The following is a 24,946-nucleotide window of genomic DNA, read 5'->3' as shown; positions in this document are numbered from 1 at the left end:
TTTTATATCTTATCCAACAATATTGTTTTGTACTTCTATAGGATTCATCCTCTAAATAACTTAACATAAGACACTTGAAAATAAAGCTGTTTCGAGGTGGTTATGTCATTCACAGCGCCCTATAAGGTGTTATGTGTCTGTTTAGGAAATATTTGTCGTTCTCCCACGGCAGAAGTTGTTCTCAGACATTTTTGTGATGCACATCAGCTCAACATCGAAGTCGATTCGGCGGGAACCAGTAATTACCATCCCAACAAAGCACCTGACTTGCGTAGTCAAGAACATGCTTTAAAACGGGGCTATGATTTATCCAGCTTACGCGCACGACAGTTACAGACCCGTGATTTTGTCCATTTCGATTTAATTCTGGCAATGGATCATCGTAATTATGATGATATTCAAGCGTTGTATCAAACTGCGCAAACTGAATTTGGTGCTCAACCTCTCCGCGCTAAAGTTGCACTGATGTCTGAACATGACGCGCAGTATCCGCAGCAAGCATTACCTGATCCTTACTATGGTGGCTTTGATGGTTTTGAACGTGTTCTTGACCAATGTGAGTCGAGCAGCCAAGCGTGGATCAGTATTTTTAAACAACAATTTGAACAGTAATTAAGGTTCGTGCATGCAAATCGAAACACAAAAACAGCTTAAACCTTTTAATACGTTAAGCTTAAATGCGATAGCCTCTCATTATGTTCAAATTCACAGTCCAGATGAGCTTGTAGAAGCATTGGATTATGCACAGCAACACGCTTTGAATGTCATGATTCTATCTGGTGGAAGTAATATGCTGCTTCCCGCACAAATTAATGCTTTGGTTGTGCATATGAACATTCTAGGCGTAGAAAACCTGTCTGAAGATGTAACGACCAAAACTATACGGGTCGGTGCGGGTCAAGTTTGGCATGACTTTGTGCTTTGGACGACAGAACATTATTTATTTGGCTTACAGAATTTGGCGTTGATTCCAGGGCTCGTCGGTGCATCTCCTGTACAAAATATTGGCGCTTATGGTGTAGAGGCCGGTGAGTTCATCGAAAGCGTGCAAGTCTATGACCGACAGTTGAAAACATTTAGCGATATTCAAGCTAAAGACTGTGCATTTAGTTATCGTCATAGTATTTTTAAAGATGATCCAAATCGCTATGTGATTACACATGTGACTTTCAAGTTATTGAAAAAAGAAGATTTGAAAATTAGCTATGGTGACTTAAAACAAGCCGTGGGGGATGAGCTCACTGCTTTTAATTTACAACAACAAGTGATTCAGATTCGTCAAAGTAAATTGCCTGATCCGAAAGAATTTCCTAACGTAGGCAGTTTTTTTAAGAACCCAATTATTAGTCAGCAAGCTTATGACCTTTTAGCCCAACAATTTGAAAAATTGCCACATTATCCGCAGCCGAATGGTGATGTTAAAATTGCAGCAGGTTGGTTGATAGATCAATCAGGCTGGAAAGGTAAGCAGCTCGGTGTTGTCGGGATGTTTGCCAAACAAGCCTTGGTTTTAGTGAATTATGCCAATGCAGATTTGAACGATGTACAGAGCACATACCGTGCAGTACAGCAGGATGTGTATAATAAATTTAAAGTTTTGTTGGAACCTGAGCCTGTGCTATTTAATTCGGCGGGTCTCATCCAATCTCATCAGGATCGTTAAAAGTATGAGTAAAACCCATAAAATGGTGCGTTTAATGCAAATCACTTCGGTGCTGTTTGCATTTTTCGGCTGTTTAATGATTTTTATTTATACACCTTTTTATTCTAAGCTGATTGTGGCGACATTGAATGCCTTTGTCCCTGTAGATGTCAATGAAGTTGCAGCACAAAGTCAAAAAATGGCGGCACTCAGTGAGCAAGAGAGCTTAGAACCAGGTTCTGATTTGTGGATTGCCCGTCAAGCGTATTTACAGTTGATGGAAGAACAAATTAAAGAACATAATTCGCAAAACCTAACCACGATTCAGGCACGTTATAAAGCACTGCAACAGTTAATTATTTCTGAACAGCGTGAAGAGCAAGAAAAAGAGCAAAAGCCTCAAATTCCTTTGGTGGTTGAGACGGCAAGTTCTGAGGTTGACCCGACTGAAAATGTCAAAGAACTGCTAGAGCTGAATAGCAAAGAAAATAAAGCCCTGATGGAACATTATCTCGACTTTTTAAAAACGCATAAAGTAGAGACTGTAGAGGAAGAGCCGATAGATGAACAAATCTATCAGGACATTGCACAAATACATGCACAAAATGAAGAAAGAAAAGCGGCATTAAACATGCCGAATGCCATAGTTGTTTTGGGTGGTGGATTAACTTTAGACAAAAATCGTAAAGATATTGTGGTGAATGAATATACACGATTACGTCTTGAAACCACATTACAAGTAGAACAACAGTTCAAGTTGCCCATTGTGCTTAGCGGTGTCGAAGCCCCGTATATGCAAAAATGGTTAAAGGCGCGTGGAGTCGATGCGAAACTATTGGAGGATCGTAGTATGAATACCTGCGAAAACTCGCGCTTTAGCTCTTTGCTGTTGCAGAAAAAAGGTGGTGCGCCTAGAGTGATTTTAATTACAGATCAATATCACATGCCACGTACACGCCGTTTATTTGCTTTAAATGGTATCGAAACACAGCCGATTGAGGCACCTATGCCGACCCAATTAACCCAATGGCGTCCAAGTGAACAAAATTATGATCATAGTCGCCGTGCCAATTATGAAATGCTCGCAACGATACGCGATGTACTGTTGGGTTCGAGTGACTGTAGGGAGATTCCATAATGCCTGAACTTCCTTTTTTAAATCCTTCCGTACTCAAACAACTTGAACTTCCTGTGCCGAGCCGTGAGACGACACCACAGCTTTTAATGCCTTTGAATCTAAACCAGCCGTATGAAGCATCGGTGGAGATGGTGTCTTATCGTCGTTTATATGGTTTAGATGCGTTGGACTGTGATCACTGGCAAGGTTATGTTCAAATGCCTTTGTTTAAGCTGCATGTCCAAGTTTTTGCACCAAAAATTGAAAAAATCAAAGGTTCAGTCTGTCTGTTGCATGGTTATTTAGAGCATAGCGGAATTTATCAACCCATTATTAAAGAGTTGCTTGAACAAGGCTTTAGTGTACTGACCTATGATCTTCCGGGGCATGGACTCAGTGATGGATCACCTGCGAATATCCAAAATTTTGATCATTATCAAGATGTGTTACATGCTGTGGTACGTTATGTTAAACATGCCGAGCAGTTGCCACAACCATGGCTAGGCATAGGGCAGAGCACGGGTGGTGCAATTTTGATGCATCATTTGCTTGAATTTGCTGAGCGCCGTGAAAATCCTTATGTGCAACGTGTTTTGTTGTTGTCACCACTCATTCGACCTGCAAAATCCGCTTGGTGGCATAACTCGGTTGGATTAGGCATTATTCGTCGAATTAAACGTCAAGTGCCGCGTCATTTTAGGCGGAATAACCATAACCCTGAGTTCTTACGTTTTGTCCGTTTAAAAGATCCACTACAACCTCGTATGATGGGTATGGATTGGATTTTGGCTATGTCCAAATGGATGTTGGAAATGGAGCAGCGCCCAGCCTGCCGCATTCCTGTCTGGTTAGCCCAAGGTGCGCTGGATCAGACGGTAGACTGGCGTTATAACATTGAGTTTATTCGTGAGAAGTTCCGCTTACAAACTTTATTGATGTTGGAGGAAGGTTCGCATCAATTGATTAATGAACGTTCGGATATTCGCGCGGCCTTAACAGGTTTAATTCCTGCCTTTTTACATGCGCAGGGTTCATCGAGTGGATATTACTAACATTCTGTGATTTCTCTTATCGAAAATAAAAAGGAGGCTGATAGAGCCTCCTTTTTATTTAGAAATGTTCTAATTTGGACATATTCCACATACGGAAATAGAAGTTCTCTTCATCTTTATTTTCACAAGATAGCAGTTCACCATCTTTTAACCAAAAATGCAGCTGCGCATAGTTTCGAATTTCTCGGTCATTAATGCGCTGTGCTAAATGGCGTGCTTTAATTTCTGCTGGATGTTTTAAGCCCGCTGAAGCAATCATTTCTGAAAGTGCCTTTAATGTGTTGTCATGAAAATGCAAAACGCGTTCGGCTTTTGTGGGCACATGTATTGCTTTTTGACGCTCTTTGTCTTGTGTCGCAACACCGACAGGGCATTGGTTGGTATGACAACTTTGCGCTTGAATGCAGCCCACCGCGAACATAAATCCTCGTGCAGAATTGACCCAATCTGCACCAATTGCCATGGTACTGGCAATATCAAAGGCACTAACCAATTTGCCACTGGCACCAATTTTGATCTGGGCACGTAAACCCGCACCGACCAGTGTATTGTGTACAAAAAGTAAGCCTTCACGTAGTGGTACGCCCATATTGTCTATCAGCTCGATAGGCGCTGCACCTGTACCGCCTTCTGAACCATCTACCACAATAAAATCGGGAATAATTTGAGTATGTAGCATGGCTTTGACAATACTCATAAACTGCCAAGGTTGACCAATACACAGCTTAAATCCGACTGGTTTGCCTTCAGATAATTCACGCAGTTTTTGAATAAAATGCATCATCTGAATTGGCGTTTTGAAGGCAGAGTGACTTGAGGGGGAAACACAGTCATGATCTCGACTGACGCCCCGTATTTCGGCAATCTCTTCAGAAATTTTATCTTTTGGTAGAATCCCTCCATGACCGGGTTTTGCTCCTTGAGATAGCTTGATTTCGATCATTTTGACTTGAGGTCGTTTGGCTTGCACAGCAAATTTCTCAGGGTCAAATTGACCATCTAGAGTACGGCAACCGAAATACCCACTGCCTAACTCCCAAACAATATCGCCTCCATACTCAAGATGGTACGGACTTAAACTGCCTTCGCCAGTATCATGGTAAAAACTACCCATTTGTGCTCCTTTATTTAAAGCGCGAATAGCATTGGCACTCAAGCTGCCAAAACTCATGGCTGAAATATTGAAAATAGAAGCACTATAAGGTTGTGAGCATTGCGAATTGCCCACCAAAATACGGAAGGTTTTAGGGTCAGCAGGTGTACATGGGCTCAGTGAATGAGTCATGAAGCGGTAATTGTCTGCATAGACATCGATAATGGAGCCGAATGGTTTATCTGCATTTTGGTTTTTTGCACGTTGATAGACCAAACTGCGTTGCATCCGTGAAAAAGGCAGTGCGTCTTGATCTGCCTCAATAAAATACTGGCGAATTTCAGGGCGGAAATCTTCAAAAATAAAACGAAAATGTCCCATAATCGGATAGTTCTTTAAGATCGAATGTTTATTTTGTAAAACATCATGCAAGCCAACAAGACTTAGTAAACCTGTGATCAGCCAAATACTGTTCAGTAAAGTGTCCGAAATAAAATAATTAATATAGATGGGCGTATGGCTATAATGAAAAAAAGAAATGCTCAAGAAAATAAAAATACACAGTAGCCAAATGGAGTGCCGTGAAAAAAAAGTATTGAGTAATTTATGCCGTATGGATTGAGCAGGGCTAGACATATGGCTGGGCATCCTTCCTGGTTGTTTAGACCTAATGTGCCAAGTCTCTATTTCATCTACAAGTAATAAATTGTTGTTAAGTCCGTTATTATTCGCAGGGGCAATCCAATATTAAAATTACGGATAAATTTTATACAGATTGATATCTTTCAGAATTTAAAGTATATAAAATGAATATGAACAAGCGCTTATTGTTCAAAAGAAAAAATTATAAATTACTTACTTCTAGGGATAGGTTAGGCCAAGCTTGCATCGGTATAGTGTGGTTGAAGAATGATAAGAAAAAGGGGAAGCTTCAGTGAAAAATAAGGAAACTGTTTTGCCTGCACCTGTTTTAATCGTGGAAGATGAAGCCATGATTCGCTCGCGCCTAGATCTGATCCTGTCGGAGCTGGGCTATAGTCAAGATATGCTGATTTTTGCTAAAAATTTAGCTGAAGCCATGCAAATCATTGCATCACAACCGATTTCTTTAGCCTTAGTTGATTTAGGGTTGCCCGATGGGAATGGTATTACCTTAATTGAAAAACTTAGAGAGATAGACGAAAGCGCCTTAATTCTGGTGATTTCGGCATGGAGTACACAGCAAAGTTTATTTGCCTCGATTAAGGCAGGAGCGAATGGCTATGTACTGAAAGAACGTGATGATGCTGAAGTGCTAATGTCGATACGGAGTATTTTGCGCGGCGGAGCGCCGATTGATCCCTTTATTGCTCGCGAAATTTTAAATCAAATCTCAACCTCAAATACCCCCCAAACTGAGCGTGTAGAGCAGTTGGATGGTCAGGACTATGATCAACTGACCAATCGAGAAACTGAAATTCTAAACTTGGTGGCACAAGGCCTGAGTAACCGCGAAATTGCTGAGCAATTATTTGTTTCGCGCTATACCGTTGAAAGCCATATTAAGCATATTTACCGCAAGCTTTCTGTTTCAAAAAGAACCAAAGCAGTCAGTACTGCGCGTTCTTTAGGTATTTTATGAGAAATGGCTGGCTGAGCATTTTTGTCACACTGTGTTTGTGTGCGCTTAGTTTTGCCAGTTCCGCACAAACGAACTTTGCTGTTAGTCCAACCTGTAAAGTGAATGTCGATAAAATTTCTGCGGTGAAAACAAGTTCTATCGATGTTGTTCCGAAGACGGGATGGGTAGAGGTTAAAAACCCTGACGTGTGGACAGAACGCTGGCCACATTACGATGGCGGCGTTTGGTACCATTTTAATTGGCATTGGAGTTGTAACGACAGTAATGAACTGAAGCAGCCTTTAGCATTTTCTGTGGAAGGCATGAGTAGCGCAGGCGCTGTTTTTTTAATCGAAACCTGCTTTGGAAAGATAAGCATTTAGTTGAACCCCTATCAAAAAGTTGGAATACTCCGCGTTTTTGGATCCTTCCTGTCGAAAGCTTAAAACAAAAAAACAATGACATTTGGGTCTATGTGGTTGGTAATAGTTATGAAAGTCCGGGTTTAGGCAAACTAGAATTTTCTGATATCACAACAGCATATGATAAACAACAAAAAAGAATTTGGAACAAGAGAGCACTGTTTCAAGTCAATTTAGTCATTTCCACCACCTTAGGTTTGGTGTGCTTTGTCATTTGGTTTTTTAGACGCAATGAAACGACATTTCTGTGGTTTTCTGTTAGCTGTTTGTTTTGGGTCTTGTTTATTTGGAATGTCATCAACCGAGAAGTGTTTCCATATCCAAACTCCTTGTGGGTCATGAAAACTAACCTGACTTTTTTTGTTTTATACAATGTTTGCTTTTGCATTTACTTACTGCGTTTTGTGAAGACAAAGTTTGCTGAGTTAGAGAAAACCTTATTTTTAGTTGCTGCAGTGTGTATTGTCACCATCTTGTTTATCCCGAGCTTGATGGTCAATATCGTATTTGCTGTGATTTTCCTGTTATGTATTGCATTATTTATCGCATCATTCTGCTTTGTGATTTATCGTGCTTATAAGACCAAGCGCCGTGATTATATCTTGTTGGTGGTTTGTTTAAGTGTGATTCTTATCGTCATGCTTTACGATATTTCACTACTTTTTGATGGGCATATTAATGACCATCAGCCTTTGTCGCCGTATACCTCACCGGTGATCACTTTTTTTATTGTGATTATTCTCGCAACACGTTTAGATAAAAATATTAAAAAAATACAAAGATTTAATAGTGAGCTTGAGCAACGAGTGAGCTTTGTGACCAGTAATCTGTCCTCTAGTTTATATGCTCGACATCAATTAGAGCTTGAAAATGTCCGTCTACAAGAGCGTATTCATTTAGCGCATGATTTGCACGATGGTTTGGGTGCATCTTTGGTTCGTTCCATGATTTTAGTGGATCAGAGCTCCAGCACCATGTCGAATCAACAATTTTTATCCATCCTCAAATTGCTTCGAGATGATTTAAGACAAATTATTGACAGCGGTTCTTTAACCAATAACAAAACGCCAGATAATCCTGTGTTATGGATTGCTCCTGTTCGGCATCGGTTTAGTCAGATCATGGATGAGTTGGACATTGAGGCGACTTGGAGCATTCCTGAAGCATGGGAAATACAACCGACAGCACTACAATGTTTGACTTTAATTCGTGTGCTTGAAGAAAGTTTGACCAATATTATGAAGCACAGCCAAGCACGGCATATTGATGTAAAAATGTATTATCCAAGTACAACTCACTTGGTCATGATTATTCAGGATGATGGCGTAGGTTTTAATGTGGAGTGTGTGCTTAACCACGGGATGGGCATTGGTATGCGCAGTATGAAAATGCGTTTAGAAAAAATTGGTGCTGAGCTCAATATCGAATCTGAAAAAGGCTGTACCAAAATTATTGCCAGTTTAAGGTTTGGTGAGGGAGAAAGTGCTGAGTAGATTCCTCAGCACTTGGTTTGCTTAAGCTTCGTCAGGTGGGAGTAGCATTAAGACGGATTCGTTCATCAGCATTGCAATGTCTTCTAGAATATCGGCATCATATAAGCTTTCATCAAGTAAGAGTGCTTCACCATCTGCTAAATTCTTGAGTAATGGTGCAAATTGCTCCGAAATGCATAGCCCTTCACCGTTGGCCCAAAATAAGAATTCAACTTCATCGTGAGTATAAAGTAGGCGAGAAGCGGGTTCTAAGATCAGCTGATAGCCTTGGTCTAAAATACCTTCTAAATCTCCTGTGCCAATTTCTTCAGCTTCAGGAATATTTTCAGGGTATTTCGGCTCTGACATCAAGGTCATAATAGCATCTTCAAGCAAAGTTGAATTTTGTAGCTGCGCCAAAATTTCTGCTTTTAAATAATCCAATTCGTTTTGTGTTAATTGGCCGATCGGGCTTTGTTGGTCACGAACAATATCGAGCAAAGGATTACGCAATAGCGCGTTATCAGACAGTTTATCGCCTACACGGTCTACCATGTCGGTGACGTTTGGCATACGGAAGCCAAAAGAGAAAGTCAGGCAGTCATCTTCGGCTACACCAAAATGTGATAAACCTGGTGGTACATAAAGTAGATCACCTGGCGCTAATACTTCGTCAAAATGTACGTCAATTTCAGGCAGTAATTTTAAAGGTTGGCCTGCAACAATCTCAGATTCAGCATCGCACATTTGACCCAATTGCCAACGACGGTGTCCATAACCTTGAACTAAAAAGACATCGTAAAAGTCAAAATGCTTTCCGACAGAGCCACCCTTAGGCGCATAAGACACCATGATGTCATCACGGCGCCACTGCGGAATAAAAGGAAATTTTTTCCACAGTGCAGCTAAGTCAAAAGAGTAGTGATCTACGGCTTGAACCAATAAAGTCCAGAGTTTTGGCATCTTTTGGAAATCAGCTTTTAACAGCGGTGAAGACTTTACCGACCACTGATTTGGGTCACGGTCTTTTTGTTTGATGAGACGAGCTGTGACATTTTCATCTAAAGCCAGTTCCATAATATCGCTAGGTTCTAAAATATTGATAATTTCAGGCAGCGCGTTGCGGACCAATAATGGTTTTTTTTGCCAATATTCGGCAAGGAATTGTTCAGCTGTAATACCGCCAAGAACATCAAGAGATTGGGACATGAAAATAGCCTAAGCAAATTTAAAACAATATTGTGACTATTGTCTTATGATCGAAGGCCTATGTGCAAGTATCGTTAGATTTATTTAAATGCGCTTGGTTGATTTAAATAAATTAAGTTTGTCTGAGTCGTTATGATTGCAGGCATCAAAATTTTTACAGCATAATAGGTCTAAAATATAGTGAAGAAAAATAATGTTAAGTAAAGAAGACGCCGAGAAAATGGCGAATGAGATATTGCAAAAAGAAAGAGAGAAAAGTCAGTCCAAATTAGCGAAAAATCATCCTCAATCGATAGGATATACAAAACAAAAGATTTGGCTAAGGTGCCGCAATATCAGCATATCTTACTTTTTAGACAAGCCAAAAGTCTCGCTGAAGATCATCCGCTATATAATAAAATGTGGTATGGCTATTTGGTATTGGCATTGTTATTTGTCAAATATCTCTTTAGACAGAGGGAAAGTGTGAGTAGCTTTGACCCTAATAATATTGGTCTATTTTCATTTCTTATTCTTTTTATGGTCATTACGCTATACCGTAGTTTATTAATTCGAATGTACTTTAAACGACTCATTCAAGCTTATCTCTCAGCAAATTCGTTTAAAAAGCTTTGAGCGATTGGTCATATATTATATTAATGCTGTTGTTACATTTAATGCTCAAAATTGAACAGCAACATCTGCTGCTGTTCAATTTATTGAGGAACCAACTAAAAATACTTCTAATAATTATGGCACAAGCACTTTTAATTCACGCAGAATATGACACAACTGAATCATAGGCATACCCATCAACGTGGTTTGATCTTGTCCTATCATTTGTTCAAATAAGCTGATACCAAGACTTTCACACTTGAAGCTTCCAGCACACATCAGTGGCTGTTCAACTTCAACATAACGCTGGATTTCATGTAGGCCCAGTTTACGGAATTTGACTTTATAGTGTTCAACTAGACTACGTTCAAAGCCAGTTGAGTGTTGCTGCACGCTGAGTGCGGTACTAAAGTACACAATTTTATCCGAATTGGCTTGTAGTTGTTTAATGGCTTTTTCAGTACTCAATGGCTTACCAATAAAAATATCGGGTGCACCTTCACGCCATGCTACTTGATCTGAGCCAATCACGATTGCTTCAGGGTTCTGTGACGCAATGACGTGCGCTTTTTCATAAGCCAATCGTTTGGCTAAATCATCGGCATGGATTTCACCACGAGGCGATTCGTCTATATCAGGGACAACGCAGCGGTAGTCTAGACGTAAACGATTCATGAGGTCTTTACGAGTTTGACTGCTTGATGCCAAGATAATTTCTGAAGTATTCATTCGACAGCATATTCCATAAGCACATTTAGGGGTACGTAAGACAGTACAGCTTGATGGCAAGCTTGAACTTTAACAGGAGGCGCAAAACCGGCCTGATAAGCTTCTACCCAACGGGTCACACAGATACACCAAAAATCACCAGGTTGTAGACCTGGAAAGTCAACTTCAGGCACAGGGGTAATAAGATCATTACCCACTCGCTGAGAAAAATTTAAAAACTCAGAGGTCATTTCGACACAGATCGTGTGTTGTCCCAAATCGGAAGGTGCTGTATGACAAAAGCCATTACGGAAATATCCCGTGATCGGGGAATAACAACAGCTGGCTAAAGGTTCACCCAAAACGTTTAAACGGTTTAGATTTGGATCAGGATGAATAGACATAAATGCTAAATCTAGTGAGACTTTTCACTATGATAGCAAAACTTTGCCTTTCGTTTGCTTTTCTGCAAAAGAAGCTAACCTTTTTCTGCATAATCATTTAAAATCGACGCGATTTTTATATATAGAAAGAGAGCTCTACATGAATTTTCAGCGTATGACTGACCTCGATTTAACGGGTAAACGTGTTCTTATTCGCGAAGATTTAAACGTTCCTGTTAAAAATGGTGTGATTACAAGCGATGCACGTTTACGTGCCGCTTTACCAACAATTAAAGCAGCGTTAGCACAAGGCGCAGCCCTAATGGTTTATTCTCACCTTGGTCGTCCAGTTGAAGGTGAGCCAAAACCAGAACAATCATTAGCACCTGTTGCTGCGTATTTGACTGAAGCATTGGGTCAAGACGTTCAATTAGTGACGGACTACCTTGACGGTGTTGAAGTTGCAGCAGGTCAAGTGGTACTCCTTGAAAACTGTCGTTTTAACGCAGGTGAAAAGAAAAATAACCCAGAACTTGCTGCAAAATACGCAGCACTTTGTGATGTATTTGTGATGGATGCATTCGGCACAGCACACCGTGCAGAAGCATCAACTGAAGGCGTGGCACGTTTAGCGAAAGTTGCAGCTGCTGGTCCTTTATTGGCGGCTGAGTTAGATGCACTTGGTCGTGCATTACAAACACCTGAAAAACCAATGGTTGCGATTGTTGCAGGCTCTAAAGTATCGACTAAGTTAGATGTGTTGACATCACTTTCTGATATTTGTGATCAATTGATCGTGGGTGGAGGTATTGCCAATACGTTCTTGGCAGCAGCAGGCTTCAATGTTGGTAAATCATTGTGTGAAAATGATTTGATTGATACAGCAAAAGCAATTGCGGCAAAAGTTTCTGTACCGCTTCCAACGGATGTTGTAGTAGCTGATGCTTCTGAAATCGATTTTGCAGATTTCTTGGGTTCATTGGCTGCTGCTAAAGCAGTCGTGAAAAAAGTTGAAGATGTGACTGACAATGACATGATTTTGGATGTAGGTCCAGAAACAGCAAAAGCATTTGCAGACATTTTAAAAACGTCAAAAACGATTCTTTGGAATGGCCCAGTGGGCGTATTTGAGGTTGATCAATTTGGCGAAGGCACTAAAACATTATCTTTAGCAATTGCTGAATCTGCTGGCTTCTCTATTGCAGGTGGTGGTGACACTTTAGCTGCTATAGATAAATACGAAGTTGCTGACAAAATCGGTTATATCTCAACTGGTGGTGGTGCTTTCCTTGAGTTTGTCGAAGGTAAAACACTTCCAGCAGTTGCAGCGCTCATAGAGCGTGCACAATAATTATTGTGTGCTCATGCTGTTGTAAAAAGGTTGACTTCGGTCAACCTTTTTTTATGGGCTTAACAAATCTATTCATCATTCAGTCATGAAAATGAAATAATGCTGAAATAAACTATAGGGCATTAAATCATCTGTTCTAGGAAAACATTATGAATTTAAAAATGACCCTTGCTGCACTTTTGTTAGCACCATTGGCACTGACTGCTTGTAAGAAAAATGAAGCACCAGAGCAAACCGCTGCGGCATCTGAAACAGCAGCAGTTGAAGAAGCTGTAACGGCTGAACAACAAGCGGCAATTGATGCGATTGATCAGCCAGAGTTGGATGAAAAGAACAAAGACATTCCAGCTGAAGTTGCAAATGCACCAGCAGATGCTGCAACAGCGGATCCTGCGGTAGAGGCTTCGGCGGCTACAGCACACTAAATACACGCGAATTTTGTAAAAAGTCCCTGCAATTGCGGGGATTTTTTTTAAATAGTGTTATTTGTTGCTGAATTGAAACCTTTGAGCATGTAGAATATGTCGCATCAACTGGGAGGACATTATGGCTCTTATTTCATTGCGCCAGCTCTTGGATCACGCCGGCGAACATGCTTACGGCGTACCAGCATTCAACGTAAACAACTTAGAACAAATGCGCGCAATCATGCTTGCAGCAGATGCGACAAATTCACCTGTTATCGTACAAGCATCAGCGGGTGCGCGTAAATATGCAGGTGCTCCATTCTTACGTCATCTTATTTTGGCTGCAATTGAAGAATGGCCACACATTCCAGTGGTAATGCATCAAGACCATGGTACAGATCCAGACGTTTGCCAACGTTCAATTCAATTGGGCTTCTCATCTGTGATGATGGATGGTTCATTGGGTGCAGACGGTAAAACACCAACAACGTATGAATACAACGTTGATGTAACTCGTCGTACAGTACAAATGGCGCATGCATGCGGTGTTTCAGTTGAAGGTGAAATCGGTTGTTTAGGTAGCCTTGAGACTGGTTTGGCAGGTGAAGAAGATGGTGTAGGCGCTGAAGGTGTTCTCGATCATTCTCAACTTCTCACTTCAGTTGAAGAAGCACGTCAGTTCGTTGCAGATACCAATGTCGATGCACTTGCAATTGCAGTAGGTACTTCACACGGTGCATATAAGTTCTCTCGTCCACCTACAGGCGATATTTTGGCGATTGATCGTATTAAAGAAATTCATGCGGCGCTGCCAAATACCCACCTTGTGATGCACGGTTCAAGCTCTGTACCACAAGAATGGTTAGCGATCATTAACCAGTACGGCGGCGACATCAAAGAAACTTATGGTGTTCCTGTTGAGCAATTGGTTGAAGCAATCAAGCACGGTGTTCGTAAAATCAACATCGATACAGACTTGCGTTTAGCATCGACTGGTGCAATGCGTCGTATGATGGCTGAACAACCAAGTGAATTTGACCCTCGTAAATTCTTCGCGAAAACTGTAGACGCAATGAAACAAATTTGTGTTGACCGTTATGAAGCATTTGGTACTGCGGGTAATGCCGATAAGATTCGTCCAATTTCTTTAGAGAAAATGGTTGATCGTTATAAATAATTCTTTTTGAATCATTTATATTGGAAAAGCCCACCCTGATGTGGGCTTTTCTATGTGTGTTTATATTCGAGGCGACAATAATAAGAGTGTGCTATGGAACTGATATTTGCTGCGGCCTGTTGTAGTGTGGTGGTCTCCATTCTTTTAAAATGGGGTAAAAACAAAGGATTTGATCCGATCCAGATGATTAGCTGGAACTATGCTTCAGCCAGTTTACTGTGTTACTTCTGGTTTAAACCTGATCTAAGCCACGTTTCTATTTCAAATACTCCGTGGTGGCTGATTGTCGCGCTTGGTGTCTTGTTGCCGAGTGTATTTTTATTTTTAGCTAAATCTTTACAATATGCAGGCATTGTCAAAACAGAAATCGCACAGCGTTTGTCGGTGATTTTGTCTTTATTCGCGGCTTATTTTATTTTTCAAGAACAGTTTAATCAGCTCAAAATTGTTGGGGTGGTCTTGGGGCTTTCCGCCGTGATGTGCATTTTATTTACCAATACCTCTGGTGGTGGAGAAGGTCAAAAACAGGCCGTATGGTATTTAACACTAGTCTGGTTTGGTTATGCGCTGATTGATGTCTTGCTCAAATATACAACAGGGCTGGGTGTACAGTTTTCCGTTGCGTTAAACCTGATGTTTATTTGTGCGTTTTTATTGTCAGTCGGTTATGTTGCTGTGACCACGAAAAATATCGGTTTAACCAAGAACGTCGTGGCAGGCCTATGGCTTGGCGTGTTGAACTTTGCCAATATCGCACTTTATGTCAAAGCTCATCTGCTACTCAAGGACAGCCCAGCGGTGGTCTTTGCAGGCATGAATATTATGGTGGTGCTGTTAGGCGTATTCAGCGGACTACTTTTCTTTAAAGAAAAGCTCAAACTCGCAACAGCCATCGGACTGGTGTTGGGTATCACAAGCGTGGCTTGTTTAGCTTACGCAATGTCTGTTTAAAATAGTTCTGCACAAAGGAAAAAGGGTGTTTGAGCAGATCTTCAATTACTGCAATCCCTAATAACAGCCCTGGTTGCTCACATCTAGGGCAATCGGGATAGTGAGGGCGCATGATATGTTGATACTGACCTAAATAGATTTTATTGCAATGTGCACATTCAAATTTCATCGGTATATTGGGCTTAACAGACATCAGCAACCTCACTTTTTTTGTTTTTGACATTGAACATGATGAAGCAATTTTCAGGCCCAAAATATAAAAGGGACTGAAGTCCCTTTTATATACAAATAGCATTACAGCTGTGTGAAAATATCTTCTTTGCTTAAACGAGACTTTGGCAATTTTGCATTGAAGTCGGCATCACTCCGATAGCCTAGTGTGAGCAATACAGAAGGGACTAGACCTTGTTCGGTTAAACCTAGCTCTTCACTAATAATGGATTCATCAAAACCACCAATCGGTGTAGCATCAATTTTTTCAATACCTGCAGCCAATAGAATTTGACCTAAAGCAATAAAGGTTTGGTTTTCAGCCCAACGCTGTACATCACCTTTTTCATTGCGGTAATAGTTGACATAACCTGAACGACTGTCTTTTTGGCCTTGCTTAGCGGCATCATCTTTAAAACGACCATGTAGGTCATCTTGATGCAATAAATTTTCCAAATGTTGCTCAGAAATATCGGCTTTGGTACAAAATAAAATTGTATGTGATGAATCTAGTACTTTGGGAGCATTGTATGCGTATTTACCCACCAGTGCTTTTGCAATTCGTTCTTTGGCGTTTGTGTTTTCTGCAATGAAAAAATGCCAAGGTTGGATGTTGATAGACGATGGCGTTAAGCGGAGAATTTCTAATAATCGAGTAAACTGTTCATGAGGGATCTTTCTATTTGGGTCATAAGCTTTGGTGGTGTAACGACTTTTTGAAATATTTAGAAGATCCATAATCACGCTCGATTTATTGTTGATGTCTCATTCTAACCGATGAAAGGAGACTTGTGATCACGCTACAACTCGAACAGACTTAGATTTTAGTTGAAAAAGGCATACAGACTTAGTTCGTTATCATTATTGAATAACGAGTGTGTTACTCAATTTCTACGGGGGAGGCAGTTAGTATGTAATCAAAGCTGGGTGTAAGTTACTCGTTTTGTCTTTATGTGACATTGAGATAGTAATTGCGTTGCAATCAAATCTATAAAGTGGTTGAATTACTTCATTTAAAATAATGAACATACTGTATAAATGTTTGATCTAGAACCTAAAAATATCAAAGCTAAAATCCGACAACAGTCTTTAACGAAAGTTTTTACGGTGTTGATTTTTGGTTTGAGTATTTTAATTATTGTGTCGGAATATCAAAAATATAGTGAATGGAATTTTAAGTTTCTAGTGATTGCTGTGGCTGTCATGGTTTGGAATTATAAGTTGGCTCGTGAAATTAAAAATTTAAAAGATCAAAATACCGATGTGCCTTAAACAAATCATTTTCTGGTTTATGCTAGTATTTACCCAAAGTGAGCTACTTTTGCTTAAATCTTGACAACCTAGTATAATGAAGACTACGAGTAGGTATTGTTCCTACTTTTCTATGATATAGCTGATTGTGATCTATCTGAGTTCAGGCATTTGACTTGAATATCATCATTGTAACTACAGAATTATTATTCAAAACCCGTTTTATTAATCTCTTTGTTCCATCACAAAAAGCTCACTTAGTGAGTTAAAATTTTGACAACTTTAAATACATGGCGTGTTGCTACAGCCGTAAATGGTAGTGAAATCAATGTAAAATTGGTGCCACTTAAACGTCAACAGAATACAAATCACGGTTTAATCTGGGTTGAAGTGGGGCATATGATTCAACTTGAATCTGGCGAAACTCTTCCAATGAACTTAGATGGTTTGAGTTTTTATACCGGTGTTAATCAATTGTATCGTCTAAATGAGTTGAACTAAGACGATAAGTACTTGAGTTAGCATTATGTATAATATTGATTGGTATAGTAAAAAAATGGCATTAATACTGCCATTTTTTTAATGCCAAATTTTGTAGATGATCATTCGCATTAATTTCTAAAATCTGAGCGGAATCTTCTTTCCAGTCACCGAGTACAATTCTCTTTTTCCCATCAATATCATGAATATTGGCACGATGCGTGTGTCCGTGAATCAGTAAATCCGCATTGCTTAATGCTGCTTGAACAGCATCTTGATTCACATCCATGACTTCATAGCTTTTAAACTGTTGTGCTTGACGGCTTTTTTTACGGAACCCATTGGCCAGTTTTTGTCTAAAGCCAAGCGGTGTACTTTTTAAAAACTTCAGCAGAAGTGGATTGCGGATAATTTTACGAAAACGCTGATAGGATACGTCATCCGTGCAGAGCAAATCACCATGTTCAATACGAATGGTGTGATCTGAAAGTTTGAGTGTGCAAACTTCAGCTAACAGTTGGCCATTAAATTGGTCGAGGAACTGCTGTCCTAAGGCAAAATCACGGTTACCTGTTAAGAAATAGATGTGATTGCCTGTATTTGAAAATTGCTTTAAAGCGCGAATGATTTCATTTAGCCAAGGGGCTGTGTAGTCGTCGCCAATCCATGCATTGAACCAGTCGCCTAAAATATACAGTTGGGTATTCTTGTTCTTATAAGCCTCTAATAAATCTAAAAACCCCCGAACGAGTCGAGGGTGATCGGGTGACAAGTGTAAATCAGCGATAAACAAATAGGTCACGGAAGTTTCCTTTTAAAAACCCCTCCCGACCTCCCTTTAAAAGGGAGGATAATCTCATGTTCGAATGAGAGTCTAGCTCCCTCCTTTATCAAAGGAGGGCTGGGGAGGATTTAAAAATTACTCAGAAATGATCTTAGCAGATTCAATCACAACGTTTTCTAGTGGAACGTCAGCGTGGTAGCCACGGTTACCAGTACGAACACCTTTAATTTCGTTTACTACGTCTAGGCCTTCAGTTACTTTACCGAAAACTGCATAACCCCAACCTTGTGCATTTTTGCCAGAGTGGTTAAGGAAAGAGTTGTTACCCACGTTAATAAAGAACTGAGCAGATGCAGAGTGAGGTGCTTGTGTACGCGCCATTGCAATTGTACCAAGGTCATTGGTTAAGCCGTTATCAGCTTCGTTTTCAATTGCATCACGTGTTGCTTTTTCTTTGAAGTTTTCATCCATACCACCACCTTGGATCATGAAACCATCGATCACGCGGTGGAAAATTACGCCGTCATAGAAACCGTCACGTACGTATTCTAAGAAGTTAGCAACAGTAATTGGTGCTTTTTCGTTGTTAAGTTCAAGAACAATACGACCTTTATTGGTGTTTAATTCGACTTGAGGAAAACTCATTGTGTAATCTCCTAATCATGGACATCAAAGCCATGGGTTTTTTGGTTGTGAGAAGCATAAGCAAACTGTAAACTACAAGGCAAGTAAAAACGTTATTTTCTTTGTAAAATAGATCAAATATCGTTTAAGGGGCTGTAAAATATTCATAAATCGACTGATAGATCAGTTAGAATTATGCTCGTATAGCAGGACCCTATTTTTCCTTAATTTTTTTCATCAAAGTGATTTTTAAACTATGAAGCCGAATGATGTTGTTTCAACACTGCCAAATAACCCGACACCAAGTAACAACGCCTCTGTCGCAGCGCAGCAAGAACAACAGCCAGGCTTAGATTTTGTTCGCCAAGTGATTACCGAAGATTTGGCTGAAGGTCGTACGCAAAAAGTAGTCACGCGTTTCCCGCCAGAGCCGAATGGTTATTTACACATTGGTCACGTGAAAGCAATTTGCTTAAACTTTGGTATTGCCAACGAGTTTGATGGTTTTTGTAACCTACGTTTTGATGACACCAACCCAGATGCAGAAGAACAAGAATATGTAGATGGGATCGCCAATGATGTTAAATGGTTAGGTTTTGAGTGGAATGGCGAACCGCGCTATGCGTCAAGCTATTTTGATCAACTCCATGCATGGGCGATTCAACTGATTAAACAGGGTGATGCTTATGTTGATTTGCAGTCCCCTGAAGAAATCCGTTTGAACCGCGGTAACTTTATTGAGCCGGGTAAAAACTCGCCTTACCGCGATACTTCAGTTGAAGAAAACCTTGCGCGTTTTGAAAAAATGAACAATGGCGAGTTTGCGGAAGGTGAAGCTGTTCTGCGTGCCAAGATTGATATGGCATCTCCAAATGTGCATATGCGTGACCCTATTTTGTACCGTGTACTCCATTCAGAGCATCACCAAACAGGTGATAAATGGAAAATGTACCCAATGTACGACTATGCGCATCCATTATCCGATGCAATCGAAGGCATTACTCACTCACTGTGTACTTTGGAATTCCAAGACCACCGTCCGTTTTATGACTGGGTGGTTGAGAAAGTTCACTCGGAAGCAGTACCACGTCAGTATGAATCTAGCCGTTTAAATATCGACTACACCATTACCTCTAAGCGTAAATTGCGTAAATTGGTTGAAGGTGGTTATGTCAATGGATGGGATGACCCACGTATGCCAACCGTTGTAGGTATGCGTCGTCGTGGTTTTACCCCAGAAGGCCTACGTGACTTCTGTAAGCGTGTTGGTGTGTCGAAGTCAGATGGTATTGTTGATGTTGCAATGCTTGAATACTGCATCCGTCAGTCTTTGGAAAATACAGCTGCTCGTGGTATGGCAGTATTGAATCCACTCAAAGTCACACTCACAAATTTGCCTAACGATATAGATTTAACTCATTCACGTCATCCAAATGTAGACATGGGTGAGCGTGTAATTCCGTTAACCTCTGAAATTTACATTGACCGTAAAGACTTTGAAGAAGAACCACCAAAAGGCTTCAAGCGTTTAATTCCGGGTGGTGAAGTTCGTCTACGTCATGCTTATGTCATTAAGTGTGATGAAGTGATTAAAGATGAAAACGGTAAAGTGGTTGAGTTGAAATGTTCAATCGACCCTGAAACTTTGGGCAAAAATCCAGAAGGTCGTAAAGTTAAAGGGGTGATTCACTGGGTATCTGCGACTAAAGGCATTCCTGCTGAAGTGCGTATTTATGATCGCCTGTTTACAGAGTCGGACCCTGAAGTGGGTGATGACTTCTTAGCGAACTTGAACCCTGATTCGTTGAAAATTGTAAACGCGGTGATTGAGCCTGCATTGGCGCAAGCACAGCCTGAAGACCGTTTCCAATTTGAGCGTGAAGGTTATTTTGTTGCAGATCAATACGACCATACAGCAGAGAAACCTGTGTTTAACCGTATTTTAGACTTAAAAGACAGCTTTAAGCCTAAATAAGCGCTGTTTGCTTGATGTGGATAGATATAAGGCTCAACTTCGGTTGAGCCTTTTCGTAGCGAAACCAATAGGAATACACTGTGATTGTTCGAGATAAAACCAATAGCTTTGCATTACTTTTTGCTTGGCGCGGCACCATTTTACCGAAAGTATTTCCGGCACTGATGGTCGGTGTTTTAATTTCAACTCTTTTGGTTTATCTAGCGACTCAACATTACGTGACAGCTCCTGCAGTGCCTGTCATTGGGTTTACTGTATTTGGTGTGATTCTTTCGATTTTCTTAAGCTTTCGAAATACAGCGTGTTATGACCGCTGGTGGGAAGGGCGTAAGCTATGGGGCGCAATGATTGCCAACGCACGGCATATGATCCGTGATAGTTATGTCTTAAATGATGCAGAGCGTACAGTTTTGATGTATCGCGTGATGTTATTTAGTCATTTGCTTCGAGATCGTTTACGGCAGCAAAGTCATACCTATGACCACTATCAAGCCAAAGTACAACTGACAGTAGAGCAGTGGGAGGTATTGGCTACGCATATTAATCCACCGCAATATCTATTAGAGCTTACGCAGAAAGATCTGGCGGCGTTGTATAAGCGTGGTGAGATTAGCGATATTATTTACAGTATGTTGACTAAGCATACGGTGGCAATGGGCGATATTCACGCTGGTTGTGACCGTATCTCATCTACACCTCTGCCATTTTCTTATTCGGTTTTGTTACACCGTGCCGTGTACTCTTTCTGTCTCATTTTACCTTTTAGTTTGAGTTCCAGTCTCGGTTTTTGGTCACCGGTGATCGTGGCCTTAATTGCCTATCTATTATTGGGTTTAGATGCACTAAGTGCAGAGTTAGAAGAACCCTTCGGGCTTCAGGAAAATGATTTGCCTTTAGATGCTATTGTGCGGGGCATAGAGCGCGAAATGCTCAGTTCTTTAAATGAATCTTTGCCAGAACCAGTAAGTGCGCATAGAGCCAATTTAAGTTAAAGCAGTGAACAAATCCATAACAGAAAATGAGCGGATTGCCTGAGCCATAACAAATTTTCGATATGATTGGTTTGTTGAGATGTGCTATCACTAAGTTTAAAAGTGATAGGGATATAACAATGACTACCGTGATCGAAACTCAGATGTTGATTCGCCGTTCTGTCAATATTGTGTTTAACGCTTTTGTTGATCCACTTATAACCACCAAGTTTTGGTTTAGTCAGTCTTCGGGCTATTTAGAAAAAGGCGCAATGGTCGATTGGACCTGGGATAAATACCAAATTACACACTCGACTCATGTCCTACAAGTCGTTGAAAATGAGTTGATCTGCATCGAATGGGGCACGCCTAAAACTAAAGTGGATTTTGTATTTGAAAAAATCGACAGCATGAATACCTATGTGATCATTCGAAATTATGACATTGAGTTACAAGGTAATGAGCTGATTCATTATGTGATGGATGCAACAGGTGGCTTTACTACAGTGCTAGATGGTGCCAAGGCATGGCTTGAATACGATATCCAGCTCAACTTGGTTGAAGATAAATTTCCGCCTTTTCAACTGCGTTCACATCAGTGATCTTTTTTAGAGCGTTCCTCTTTAAACTCAAAATAGTTGCCAAGCTGTTGTTTGGCCTTATCACGTAATTTCTTTTTGATATAAAGCACCAAGGCAAAACAGGTGGTGGTGAGCGTTAACATTAGGCTGTTCATGAAACTCATCATTGAGCTTACATAGCCAATGGTGGTGAGCCGGTTCATCATTTTGATGACTTGGGGGCTACTTTCAATGCCTGTAATGGCCCACGTACACAAGTGTTCACAGTTATTGATAATAAGATGGTAGTTGTTTTCATGCATGCGTGAGCGCATACGGCGAACCACTTTACGGCCTTTATATTTGGGGTCTTGGTACTGATTCACTGTAATTTTGCGTCCGTGGCTAAAGTTCTCGATGGAGGTGATTTCAATCGGATGCTTTTTAAAAAGATGCGCAAAACCTGAATAATGAATCACACGTCCACGCCCAGCATATATGCCGTGATGCGTATAGCCAAAATGTTTGACTATAAGATGAGCCCCCAAGGGGTAGTGGACTTTTTGTTGTTGCATGCCTAATACGTGCTAATTCATTACAGTTGTCTTTTATCTGTATTTTAAAGCTTCTGCTGGGAATTAGCGACTGTTTAGTGGGTTTCGGTTATTTGAGTTTACGATGATAGAAATAAAAGAGACCGATTGGAAAGGAGTATCTAGCTTTTGTGATCGCATTAAAAAAGGATGCAAGCATCCTCTTTTAAGATGAAGTAGTGTTTATTGATCCACTAGACCTAAAAGTGAATTTTGGGTACTGCACATGCGTGTTGCTTCTTCAGTGTTCATCGCTTTCACGTCTTCTTCAAATTTCTTTTTTTGTTCTTTGAGTTGTTCTTCAGGCAAACCCATCTGCTCGGCAAGTTTTTCCATTTTTTCCCAAGACTCAACACAAGCTTTCGGCATCTTGCTACATGCTGTTAAAGATAAAAGGGTAATACATGTGCTGATTATGAGTAGTTTTTTCATTACTTAACCTTTTAATTTTCAAACATTATTGATTTTTGTATTGAGCCTGTAAGGTAACAAAAAATTCAGGCTTTGTATAATATTTAAACGTGCAAAGTGTGCTGTGCTTCATATATCTTGGTTTTTTATAAGGCGAATGATTTACAGACATTAAAAAAGGCACTTAGATCAATCTAAATGCCTTTTTGATGAATATTCAGTGACTCTACTACTGTAGAGGTCGATGCTGAAGTTCATTTAACTCCTTACGGCCATAGCCACGAGAAGCTAATACTTTTTTAATCCCAACAATCACGTCTTCATCGGTCGCTGTTTTAAGCTTTTCGATGAGCTGTTCATTGGTTTTACAAGAGCAGTCATTTTCAACACAAGCAATTTGATTTTTATGCTCGTTTTGCTGTTCATTCGAAAACAGCTTTTGCCAAAAACTCATATAGACTTCATTTACAACCTAACATAGGGTGAAATATAGCCAATCTGTAAAATAATGCAAGTCAGCGTGAGAGATAAAAGCAGCGATCGATGTCGAAAAATTCCGATTATAGCGCCAGGTATTAACGTTATTATGACAGTTGAAATACTTGCATTTTATATAAGCTTATCTTTTTTCATGAAAATTAAAAAAGAAGCTCATTTGAGCTTCTTTTTTATACGGTTTAAGTTGCAACAAATTGTTTAAATTTTTTCCAGCAAAACCCCAGATTCGACATGGTGGGTATAGGGGAATTGGTCAAACAGCGCAAACTGTGAAATTTTATGGGTTTGGCTGAGTGTTTTTAAGTTCTCATGCAAGGTGTCCGGATTACACGAAATGTAGATAATCCGTTCAAAACGCTGAATCAATTTTAAGGTTTCATCATCAATACCCGCACGCGGTGGGTCAACAAACACCGTATCGAACTCATAGCTGCTCATGTCGATATTCGCTTCTTGTAAGCGACGGAATTCGCGTTCGCCGTTATAGGCTTGCGTGAAGTCTTCTGCCGATAAACGCGCGACTTGAATATTATCGATGTGGTTTTGTTCGATATTCCACTGTGCTGCATATACTGAAGACTTTGCCAGCTCAGTGGCTAAAACACGGTTGAAGCGGGTGGAAAGCGGTAGGGTGAAGTTACCATTGCCACAGTAAAGTTCTAACAAATCTTTATTTGATTGCTGTGCAGCGTTGCAGGCCCATTCGAGCATTTTTTGGCAGACCTGCGCATTAGGCTGCGTAAAGCTGCTTTCAATTTGTTTGTACTGATATTTACGCTCAAAAACTTGCAGTTCTTCCACCACAAATTCATCGGTGAGTACCACTTTTTGACCACGGCTACGACCAATCAACTTAATATTTAATTTTTCTGACAGTTGTTTGGCTAAAACCTGCCATTGTTCATCGAGTGGGCAGCGATAAATCAGCGAAACCAGCATTTCACCTTTTAAGGTCGCTAAGAAATGCACTTCAAATAGGCGTTTTGAGAGGAGATCATTGCTTTTTAATTCTGCCAATAAAACAGGCATGAGCTGATTAATACTGGCATCAGCGATTGGGAAGTCATCAATACGAATGACTTTTTTCTGATTTTCTTCATCGCGTTCAAACATGGCATAAAACATATCATCTTCGGTATGCCAAATACGGAATTCTGCACGCATACGAAAGTTTTTTTCAGGAGATTGAAAAACTTCAAGCGAAGGTGGAGTGAATTCAGAAAATTGAGCTGTAATTCGTTCAATTTTGGCGTCAAGTTGTTGTTGATAAGAAGAAGTCATATGCAGTAAAAATCGCAAACATATAGAAAAAAGAGATGGTAACAAAGTTTGCCGAATTAGCCTAAAGATATTCAGCAAAAGCGTGGGGTTTATTCATGCTACAGATGGTTTGATACTTTGCTATATCGGA

At 40.3% G+C, this 24,946-nt stretch carries 26 protein-coding genes and 1 pseudogene; 16 read left to right on the top strand and 11 right to left on the bottom strand.

The features are described from left to right. The first annotated feature begins 102 nt into the window (after positions 1–102). From AC4CVD_RS08860 to AC4CVD_RS08845, 4 genes are read left to right on the top strand one after another with little or no spacing between them, the layout of a single operon-like run. The gene (locus AC4CVD_RS08860) at positions 103–612 is read left to right on the top strand and encodes a low molecular weight protein-tyrosine-phosphatase (protein ID WP_490752900.1); all 510 of its coding nucleotides are present in this window, start codon (positions 103–105) and stop codon (positions 610–612) included. Between the two features lie 13 nt (positions 613–625). Further along, complete coding sequence (gene murB / locus AC4CVD_RS08855; RefSeq protein ID WP_490752898.1) at positions 626–1,663, top strand: UDP-N-acetylmuramate dehydrogenase; 1,038 nt, start codon at positions 626–628, stop codon at positions 1,661–1,663. A 4-nt stretch (positions 1,664–1,667) separates the two neighbouring features. After that, entirely contained in the window at positions 1,668–2,780 is a 1,113-nt protein-coding gene (locus tag AC4CVD_RS08850; RefSeq protein ID WP_078388852.1) for a YdcF family protein, read from the top strand. Continuing rightward, on the top strand, positions 2,780–3,811 hold the full coding sequence (locus AC4CVD_RS08845) for an alpha/beta hydrolase (RefSeq protein ID WP_004696940.1): 1,032 nt from the start codon (positions 2,780–2,782) through the stop codon (positions 3,809–3,811). Before AC4CVD_RS08850 ends, AC4CVD_RS08845 begins: the two co-directional genes overlap by 1 nt. Positions 3,812–3,869: 58 nt before the next feature. Here the strand turns inward: AC4CVD_RS08845 and AC4CVD_RS08840 are convergent, their stop codons facing one another. After that, on the bottom strand, positions 3,870–5,540 hold the full coding sequence (locus AC4CVD_RS08840; RefSeq protein ID WP_490752896.1) for an FMN-binding glutamate synthase family protein: 1,671 nt from the start codon (positions 5,538–5,540) through the stop codon (positions 3,870–3,872). A gap of 298 nt (positions 5,541–5,838) precedes the next feature. Between AC4CVD_RS08840 and AC4CVD_RS08835 the strand changes: the two genes are divergently transcribed. Further along, positions 5,839–6,525 carry a LuxR C-terminal-related transcriptional regulator gene (locus AC4CVD_RS08835; RefSeq protein WP_004696942.1) on the top strand — a complete coding sequence of 229 codons (687 nt, stop codon included), beginning with the start codon at positions 5,839–5,841 and terminating at the stop codon, positions 6,523–6,525. Then, positions 6,522–8,419: pseudogene (locus tag AC4CVD_RS08830) on the top strand (sensor histidine kinase). The gene AC4CVD_RS08835 and the pseudogene AC4CVD_RS08830 overlap by 4 nt, the downstream one beginning before the upstream one ends. A 21-nt stretch (positions 8,420–8,440) precedes the next feature. On the opposite strand, the gene AC4CVD_RS08825 reads toward AC4CVD_RS08830, so the two are convergent. After that, positions 8,441–9,607: a ribosomal protein uL16 3-hydroxylase gene (locus AC4CVD_RS08825; RefSeq protein WP_004696944.1), complete on the bottom strand. Its 1,167-nt coding sequence runs from the start codon at positions 9,605–9,607 to the stop codon at positions 8,441–8,443. A gap of 193 nt (positions 9,608–9,800) precedes the next feature. Between AC4CVD_RS08825 and AC4CVD_RS08820 the strand changes: the two genes are divergently transcribed. Next, entirely contained in the window at positions 9,801–10,076 is a 276-nt protein-coding gene (locus AC4CVD_RS08820; RefSeq protein WP_490752894.1) for a hypothetical protein, read from the top strand. A 260-nt stretch (positions 10,077–10,336) separates the two neighbouring features. Here AC4CVD_RS08820 and AC4CVD_RS08815 read toward each other — a convergent pair whose 3' ends face one another. Further along, the gene (locus tag AC4CVD_RS08815; protein ID WP_078388849.1) at positions 10,337–10,930 is read right to left on the bottom strand and encodes a Maf family protein; all 594 of its coding nucleotides are present in this window, start codon (positions 10,928–10,930) and stop codon (positions 10,337–10,339) included. After that, positions 10,927–11,313 carry a DUF2237 family protein gene (locus AC4CVD_RS08810; RefSeq protein WP_004984725.1) on the bottom strand — a complete coding sequence of 129 codons (387 nt, stop codon included), beginning with the start codon at positions 11,311–11,313 and terminating at the stop codon, positions 10,927–10,929. Before AC4CVD_RS08810 ends, AC4CVD_RS08815 begins: the two co-directional genes overlap by 4 nt. A gap of 139 nt (positions 11,314–11,452) precedes the next feature. Here AC4CVD_RS08810 and AC4CVD_RS08805 point away from each other — a divergent pair, with 139 nt between their 5' ends. The 4 genes from AC4CVD_RS08805 (at position 11,453) to AC4CVD_RS08790 (ending at position 15,178) form a co-directional block, all read left to right on the top strand. Continuing rightward, positions 11,453–12,643, top strand: coding sequence for a phosphoglycerate kinase (locus AC4CVD_RS08805; protein ID WP_058869696.1), 1,191 nt, complete (start codon positions 11,453–11,455; stop codon positions 12,641–12,643). 149 nt (positions 12,644–12,792) lie between these two features. Beyond that, positions 12,793–13,068: a hypothetical protein gene (locus tag AC4CVD_RS08800; RefSeq protein WP_004696954.1), complete on the top strand. Its 276-nt coding sequence runs from the start codon at positions 12,793–12,795 to the stop codon at positions 13,066–13,068. A 121-nt stretch (positions 13,069–13,189) separates the two neighbouring features. After that, positions 13,190–14,227 carry a class II fructose-bisphosphate aldolase gene (gene fba, locus AC4CVD_RS08795; RefSeq protein WP_078425059.1) on the top strand — a complete coding sequence of 346 codons (1,038 nt, stop codon included), beginning with the start codon at positions 13,190–13,192 and terminating at the stop codon, positions 14,225–14,227. Between the two features lie 93 nt (positions 14,228–14,320). Then, a complete protein-coding gene (locus AC4CVD_RS08790; protein ID WP_078388848.1) occupies positions 14,321–15,178 on the top strand; it encodes a DMT family transporter in 858 nt (285 codons plus the stop codon). Between the two features lie 294 nt (positions 15,179–15,472). Here AC4CVD_RS08790 and nfsB read toward each other — a convergent pair whose 3' ends face one another. Continuing rightward, positions 15,473–16,126 (bottom strand): oxygen-insensitive NAD(P)H nitroreductase, encoded by a 654-nt coding sequence (nfsB, locus tag AC4CVD_RS08785; protein ID WP_004696962.1) that lies wholly within the window; start codon positions 16,124–16,126, stop codon positions 15,473–15,475. Between the two features lie 300 nt (positions 16,127–16,426). Here nfsB and AC4CVD_RS08780 point away from each other — a divergent pair, with 300 nt between their 5' ends. Then, positions 16,427–16,660, top strand: coding sequence for a hypothetical protein (locus tag AC4CVD_RS08780; protein ID WP_004696964.1), 234 nt, complete (start codon positions 16,427–16,429; stop codon positions 16,658–16,660). A gap of 252 nt (positions 16,661–16,912) precedes the next feature. Beyond that, positions 16,913–17,140, top strand: a complete 228-nt coding sequence (locus tag AC4CVD_RS08775; protein WP_004696967.1) for a hypothetical protein — start codon at positions 16,913–16,915, stop codon at positions 17,138–17,140. Between the two features lie 61 nt (positions 17,141–17,201). On the opposite strand, the gene AC4CVD_RS08770 is transcribed toward AC4CVD_RS08775, so the two are convergent. Together AC4CVD_RS08770 and AC4CVD_RS08765 are read right to left on the bottom strand one after the other, a co-directional pair. Continuing rightward, positions 17,202–17,921 carry a UDP-2,3-diacylglucosamine diphosphatase gene (locus tag AC4CVD_RS08770; RefSeq protein ID WP_490752891.1) on the bottom strand — a complete coding sequence of 240 codons (720 nt, stop codon included), beginning with the start codon at positions 17,919–17,921 and terminating at the stop codon, positions 17,202–17,204. A gap of 117 nt (positions 17,922–18,038) precedes the next feature. Then, entirely contained in the window at positions 18,039–18,548 is a 510-nt protein-coding gene (locus tag AC4CVD_RS08765) for a peptidylprolyl isomerase (RefSeq protein ID WP_004696971.1), read from the bottom strand. Between the two features lie 235 nt (positions 18,549–18,783). On the opposite strand from AC4CVD_RS08765, the gene AC4CVD_RS08760 reads away from it, so the two are divergent. From AC4CVD_RS08760 to AC4CVD_RS08750, 3 genes are all read left to right on the top strand, one after another. Then, positions 18,784–20,502, top strand: a complete 1,719-nt coding sequence (locus AC4CVD_RS08760; RefSeq protein ID WP_004696972.1) for a glutamine--tRNA ligase/YqeY domain fusion protein — start codon at positions 18,784–18,786, stop codon at positions 20,500–20,502. Between the two features lie 80 nt (positions 20,503–20,582). Next, positions 20,583–21,494: a bestrophin family protein gene (locus AC4CVD_RS08755; protein ID WP_183173092.1), complete on the top strand. Its 912-nt coding sequence runs from the start codon at positions 20,583–20,585 to the stop codon at positions 21,492–21,494. 119 nt (positions 21,495–21,613) lie between these two features. Then, positions 21,614–22,075: an SRPBCC domain-containing protein gene (locus AC4CVD_RS08750; RefSeq protein ID WP_004696977.1), complete on the top strand. Its 462-nt coding sequence runs from the start codon at positions 21,614–21,616 to the stop codon at positions 22,073–22,075. Here AC4CVD_RS08750 and AC4CVD_RS08745 read toward each other — a convergent pair. The 4 genes from AC4CVD_RS08745 to trmA form a co-directional block, all read right to left on the bottom strand. Next, a complete protein-coding gene (locus AC4CVD_RS08745; RefSeq protein ID WP_005401206.1) occupies positions 22,069–22,608 on the bottom strand; it encodes a lecithin retinol acyltransferase family protein in 540 nt (179 codons plus the stop codon). The genes AC4CVD_RS08750 and AC4CVD_RS08745 overlap by 7 nt on opposite strands. A gap of 201 nt (positions 22,609–22,809) precedes the next feature. Continuing rightward, entirely contained in the window at positions 22,810–23,058 is a 249-nt protein-coding gene (locus AC4CVD_RS08740; protein WP_004696981.1) for a hypothetical protein, read from the bottom strand. Between the two features lie 208 nt (positions 23,059–23,266). Further along, entirely contained in the window at positions 23,267–23,491 is a 225-nt protein-coding gene (locus AC4CVD_RS08735; protein ID WP_004984703.1) for a hypothetical protein, read from the bottom strand. A gap of 242 nt (positions 23,492–23,733) precedes the next feature. Then, the gene (trmA, locus tag AC4CVD_RS08730; protein WP_428872155.1) at positions 23,734–24,816 is read right to left on the bottom strand and encodes a tRNA (uridine(54)-C5)-methyltransferase TrmA; all 1,083 of its coding nucleotides are present in this window, start codon (positions 24,814–24,816) and stop codon (positions 23,734–23,736) included. Positions 24,817–24,946 lie beyond the last annotated feature (130 nt).

The sequence above is a fragment of the Acinetobacter sp. LipI_23 genome (assembly GCF_058243045.1).
Note: the sequence above shows the minus strand (reverse complement) of the source record. Positions and strands in the feature narration are given on the sequence as shown.

Coding starts and splice junctions, on each gene's coding strand:
- trmA (WP_428872155.1), bottom strand. CDS start 24,816: ATGACTTCTTCTTATCAACAACAACTTGACGCCAAAATTGAACGAATT.
- AC4CVD_RS08765 (WP_004696971.1), bottom strand. CDS start 18,548: ATGAGTTTTCCTCAAGTCGAATTAAACACCAATAAAGGTCGTATTGTT.
- AC4CVD_RS08825 (WP_004696944.1), bottom strand. CDS start 9,607: ATGTCCCAATCTCTTGATGTTCTTGGCGGTATTACAGCTGAACAATTC.
- AC4CVD_RS08810 (WP_004984725.1), bottom strand. CDS start 11,313: ATGTCTATTCATCCTGATCCAAATCTAAACCGTTTAAACGTTTTGGGT.
- AC4CVD_RS08850 (WP_078388852.1), top strand. CDS start 1,668: ATGAGTAAAACCCATAAAATGGTGCGTTTAATGCAAATCACTTCGGTG.
- AC4CVD_RS08790 (WP_078388848.1), top strand. CDS start 14,321: ATGGAACTGATATTTGCTGCGGCCTGTTGTAGTGTGGTGGTCTCCATT.
- AC4CVD_RS08780 (WP_004696964.1), top strand. CDS start 16,427: ATGTTTGATCTAGAACCTAAAAATATCAAAGCTAAAATCCGACAACAG.
- AC4CVD_RS08740 (WP_004696981.1), bottom strand. CDS start 23,058: ATGAAAAAACTACTCATAATCAGCACATGTATTACCCTTTTATCTTTA.
- AC4CVD_RS08800 (WP_004696954.1), top strand. CDS start 12,793: ATGAATTTAAAAATGACCCTTGCTGCACTTTTGTTAGCACCATTGGCA.
- AC4CVD_RS08845 (WP_004696940.1), top strand. CDS start 2,780: ATGCCTGAACTTCCTTTTTTAAATCCTTCCGTACTCAAACAACTTGAA.
- nfsB (WP_004696962.1), bottom strand. CDS start 16,126: ATGGATCTTCTAAATATTTCAAAAAGTCGTTACACCACCAAAGCTTAT.
- AC4CVD_RS08860 (WP_490752900.1), top strand. CDS start 103: ATGTCATTCACAGCGCCCTATAAGGTGTTATGTGTCTGTTTAGGAAAT.
- AC4CVD_RS08760 (WP_004696972.1), top strand. CDS start 18,784: ATGAAGCCGAATGATGTTGTTTCAACACTGCCAAATAACCCGACACCA.
- AC4CVD_RS08745 (WP_005401206.1), bottom strand. CDS start 22,608: ATGCAACAACAAAAAGTCCACTACCCCTTGGGGGCTCATCTTATAGTC.
- fba (WP_078425059.1), top strand. CDS start 13,190: ATGGCTCTTATTTCATTGCGCCAGCTCTTGGATCACGCCGGCGAACAT.
- AC4CVD_RS08820 (WP_490752894.1), top strand. CDS start 9,801: ATGTTAAGTAAAGAAGACGCCGAGAAAATGGCGAATGAGATATTGCAA.
- AC4CVD_RS08840 (WP_490752896.1), bottom strand. CDS start 5,540: ATGTCTAGCCCTGCTCAATCCATACGGCATAAATTACTCAATACTTTT.
- murB (WP_490752898.1), top strand. CDS start 626: ATGCAAATCGAAACACAAAAACAGCTTAAACCTTTTAATACGTTAAGC.
- AC4CVD_RS08735 (WP_004984703.1), bottom strand. CDS start 23,491: ATGAGTTTTTGGCAAAAGCTGTTTTCGAATGAACAGCAAAACGAGCAT.
- AC4CVD_RS08815 (WP_078388849.1), bottom strand. CDS start 10,930: ATGAATACTTCAGAAATTATCTTGGCATCAAGCAGTCAAACTCGTAAA.
- AC4CVD_RS08750 (WP_004696977.1), top strand. CDS start 21,614: ATGACTACCGTGATCGAAACTCAGATGTTGATTCGCCGTTCTGTCAAT.
- AC4CVD_RS08805 (WP_058869696.1), top strand. CDS start 11,453: ATGAATTTTCAGCGTATGACTGACCTCGATTTAACGGGTAAACGTGTT.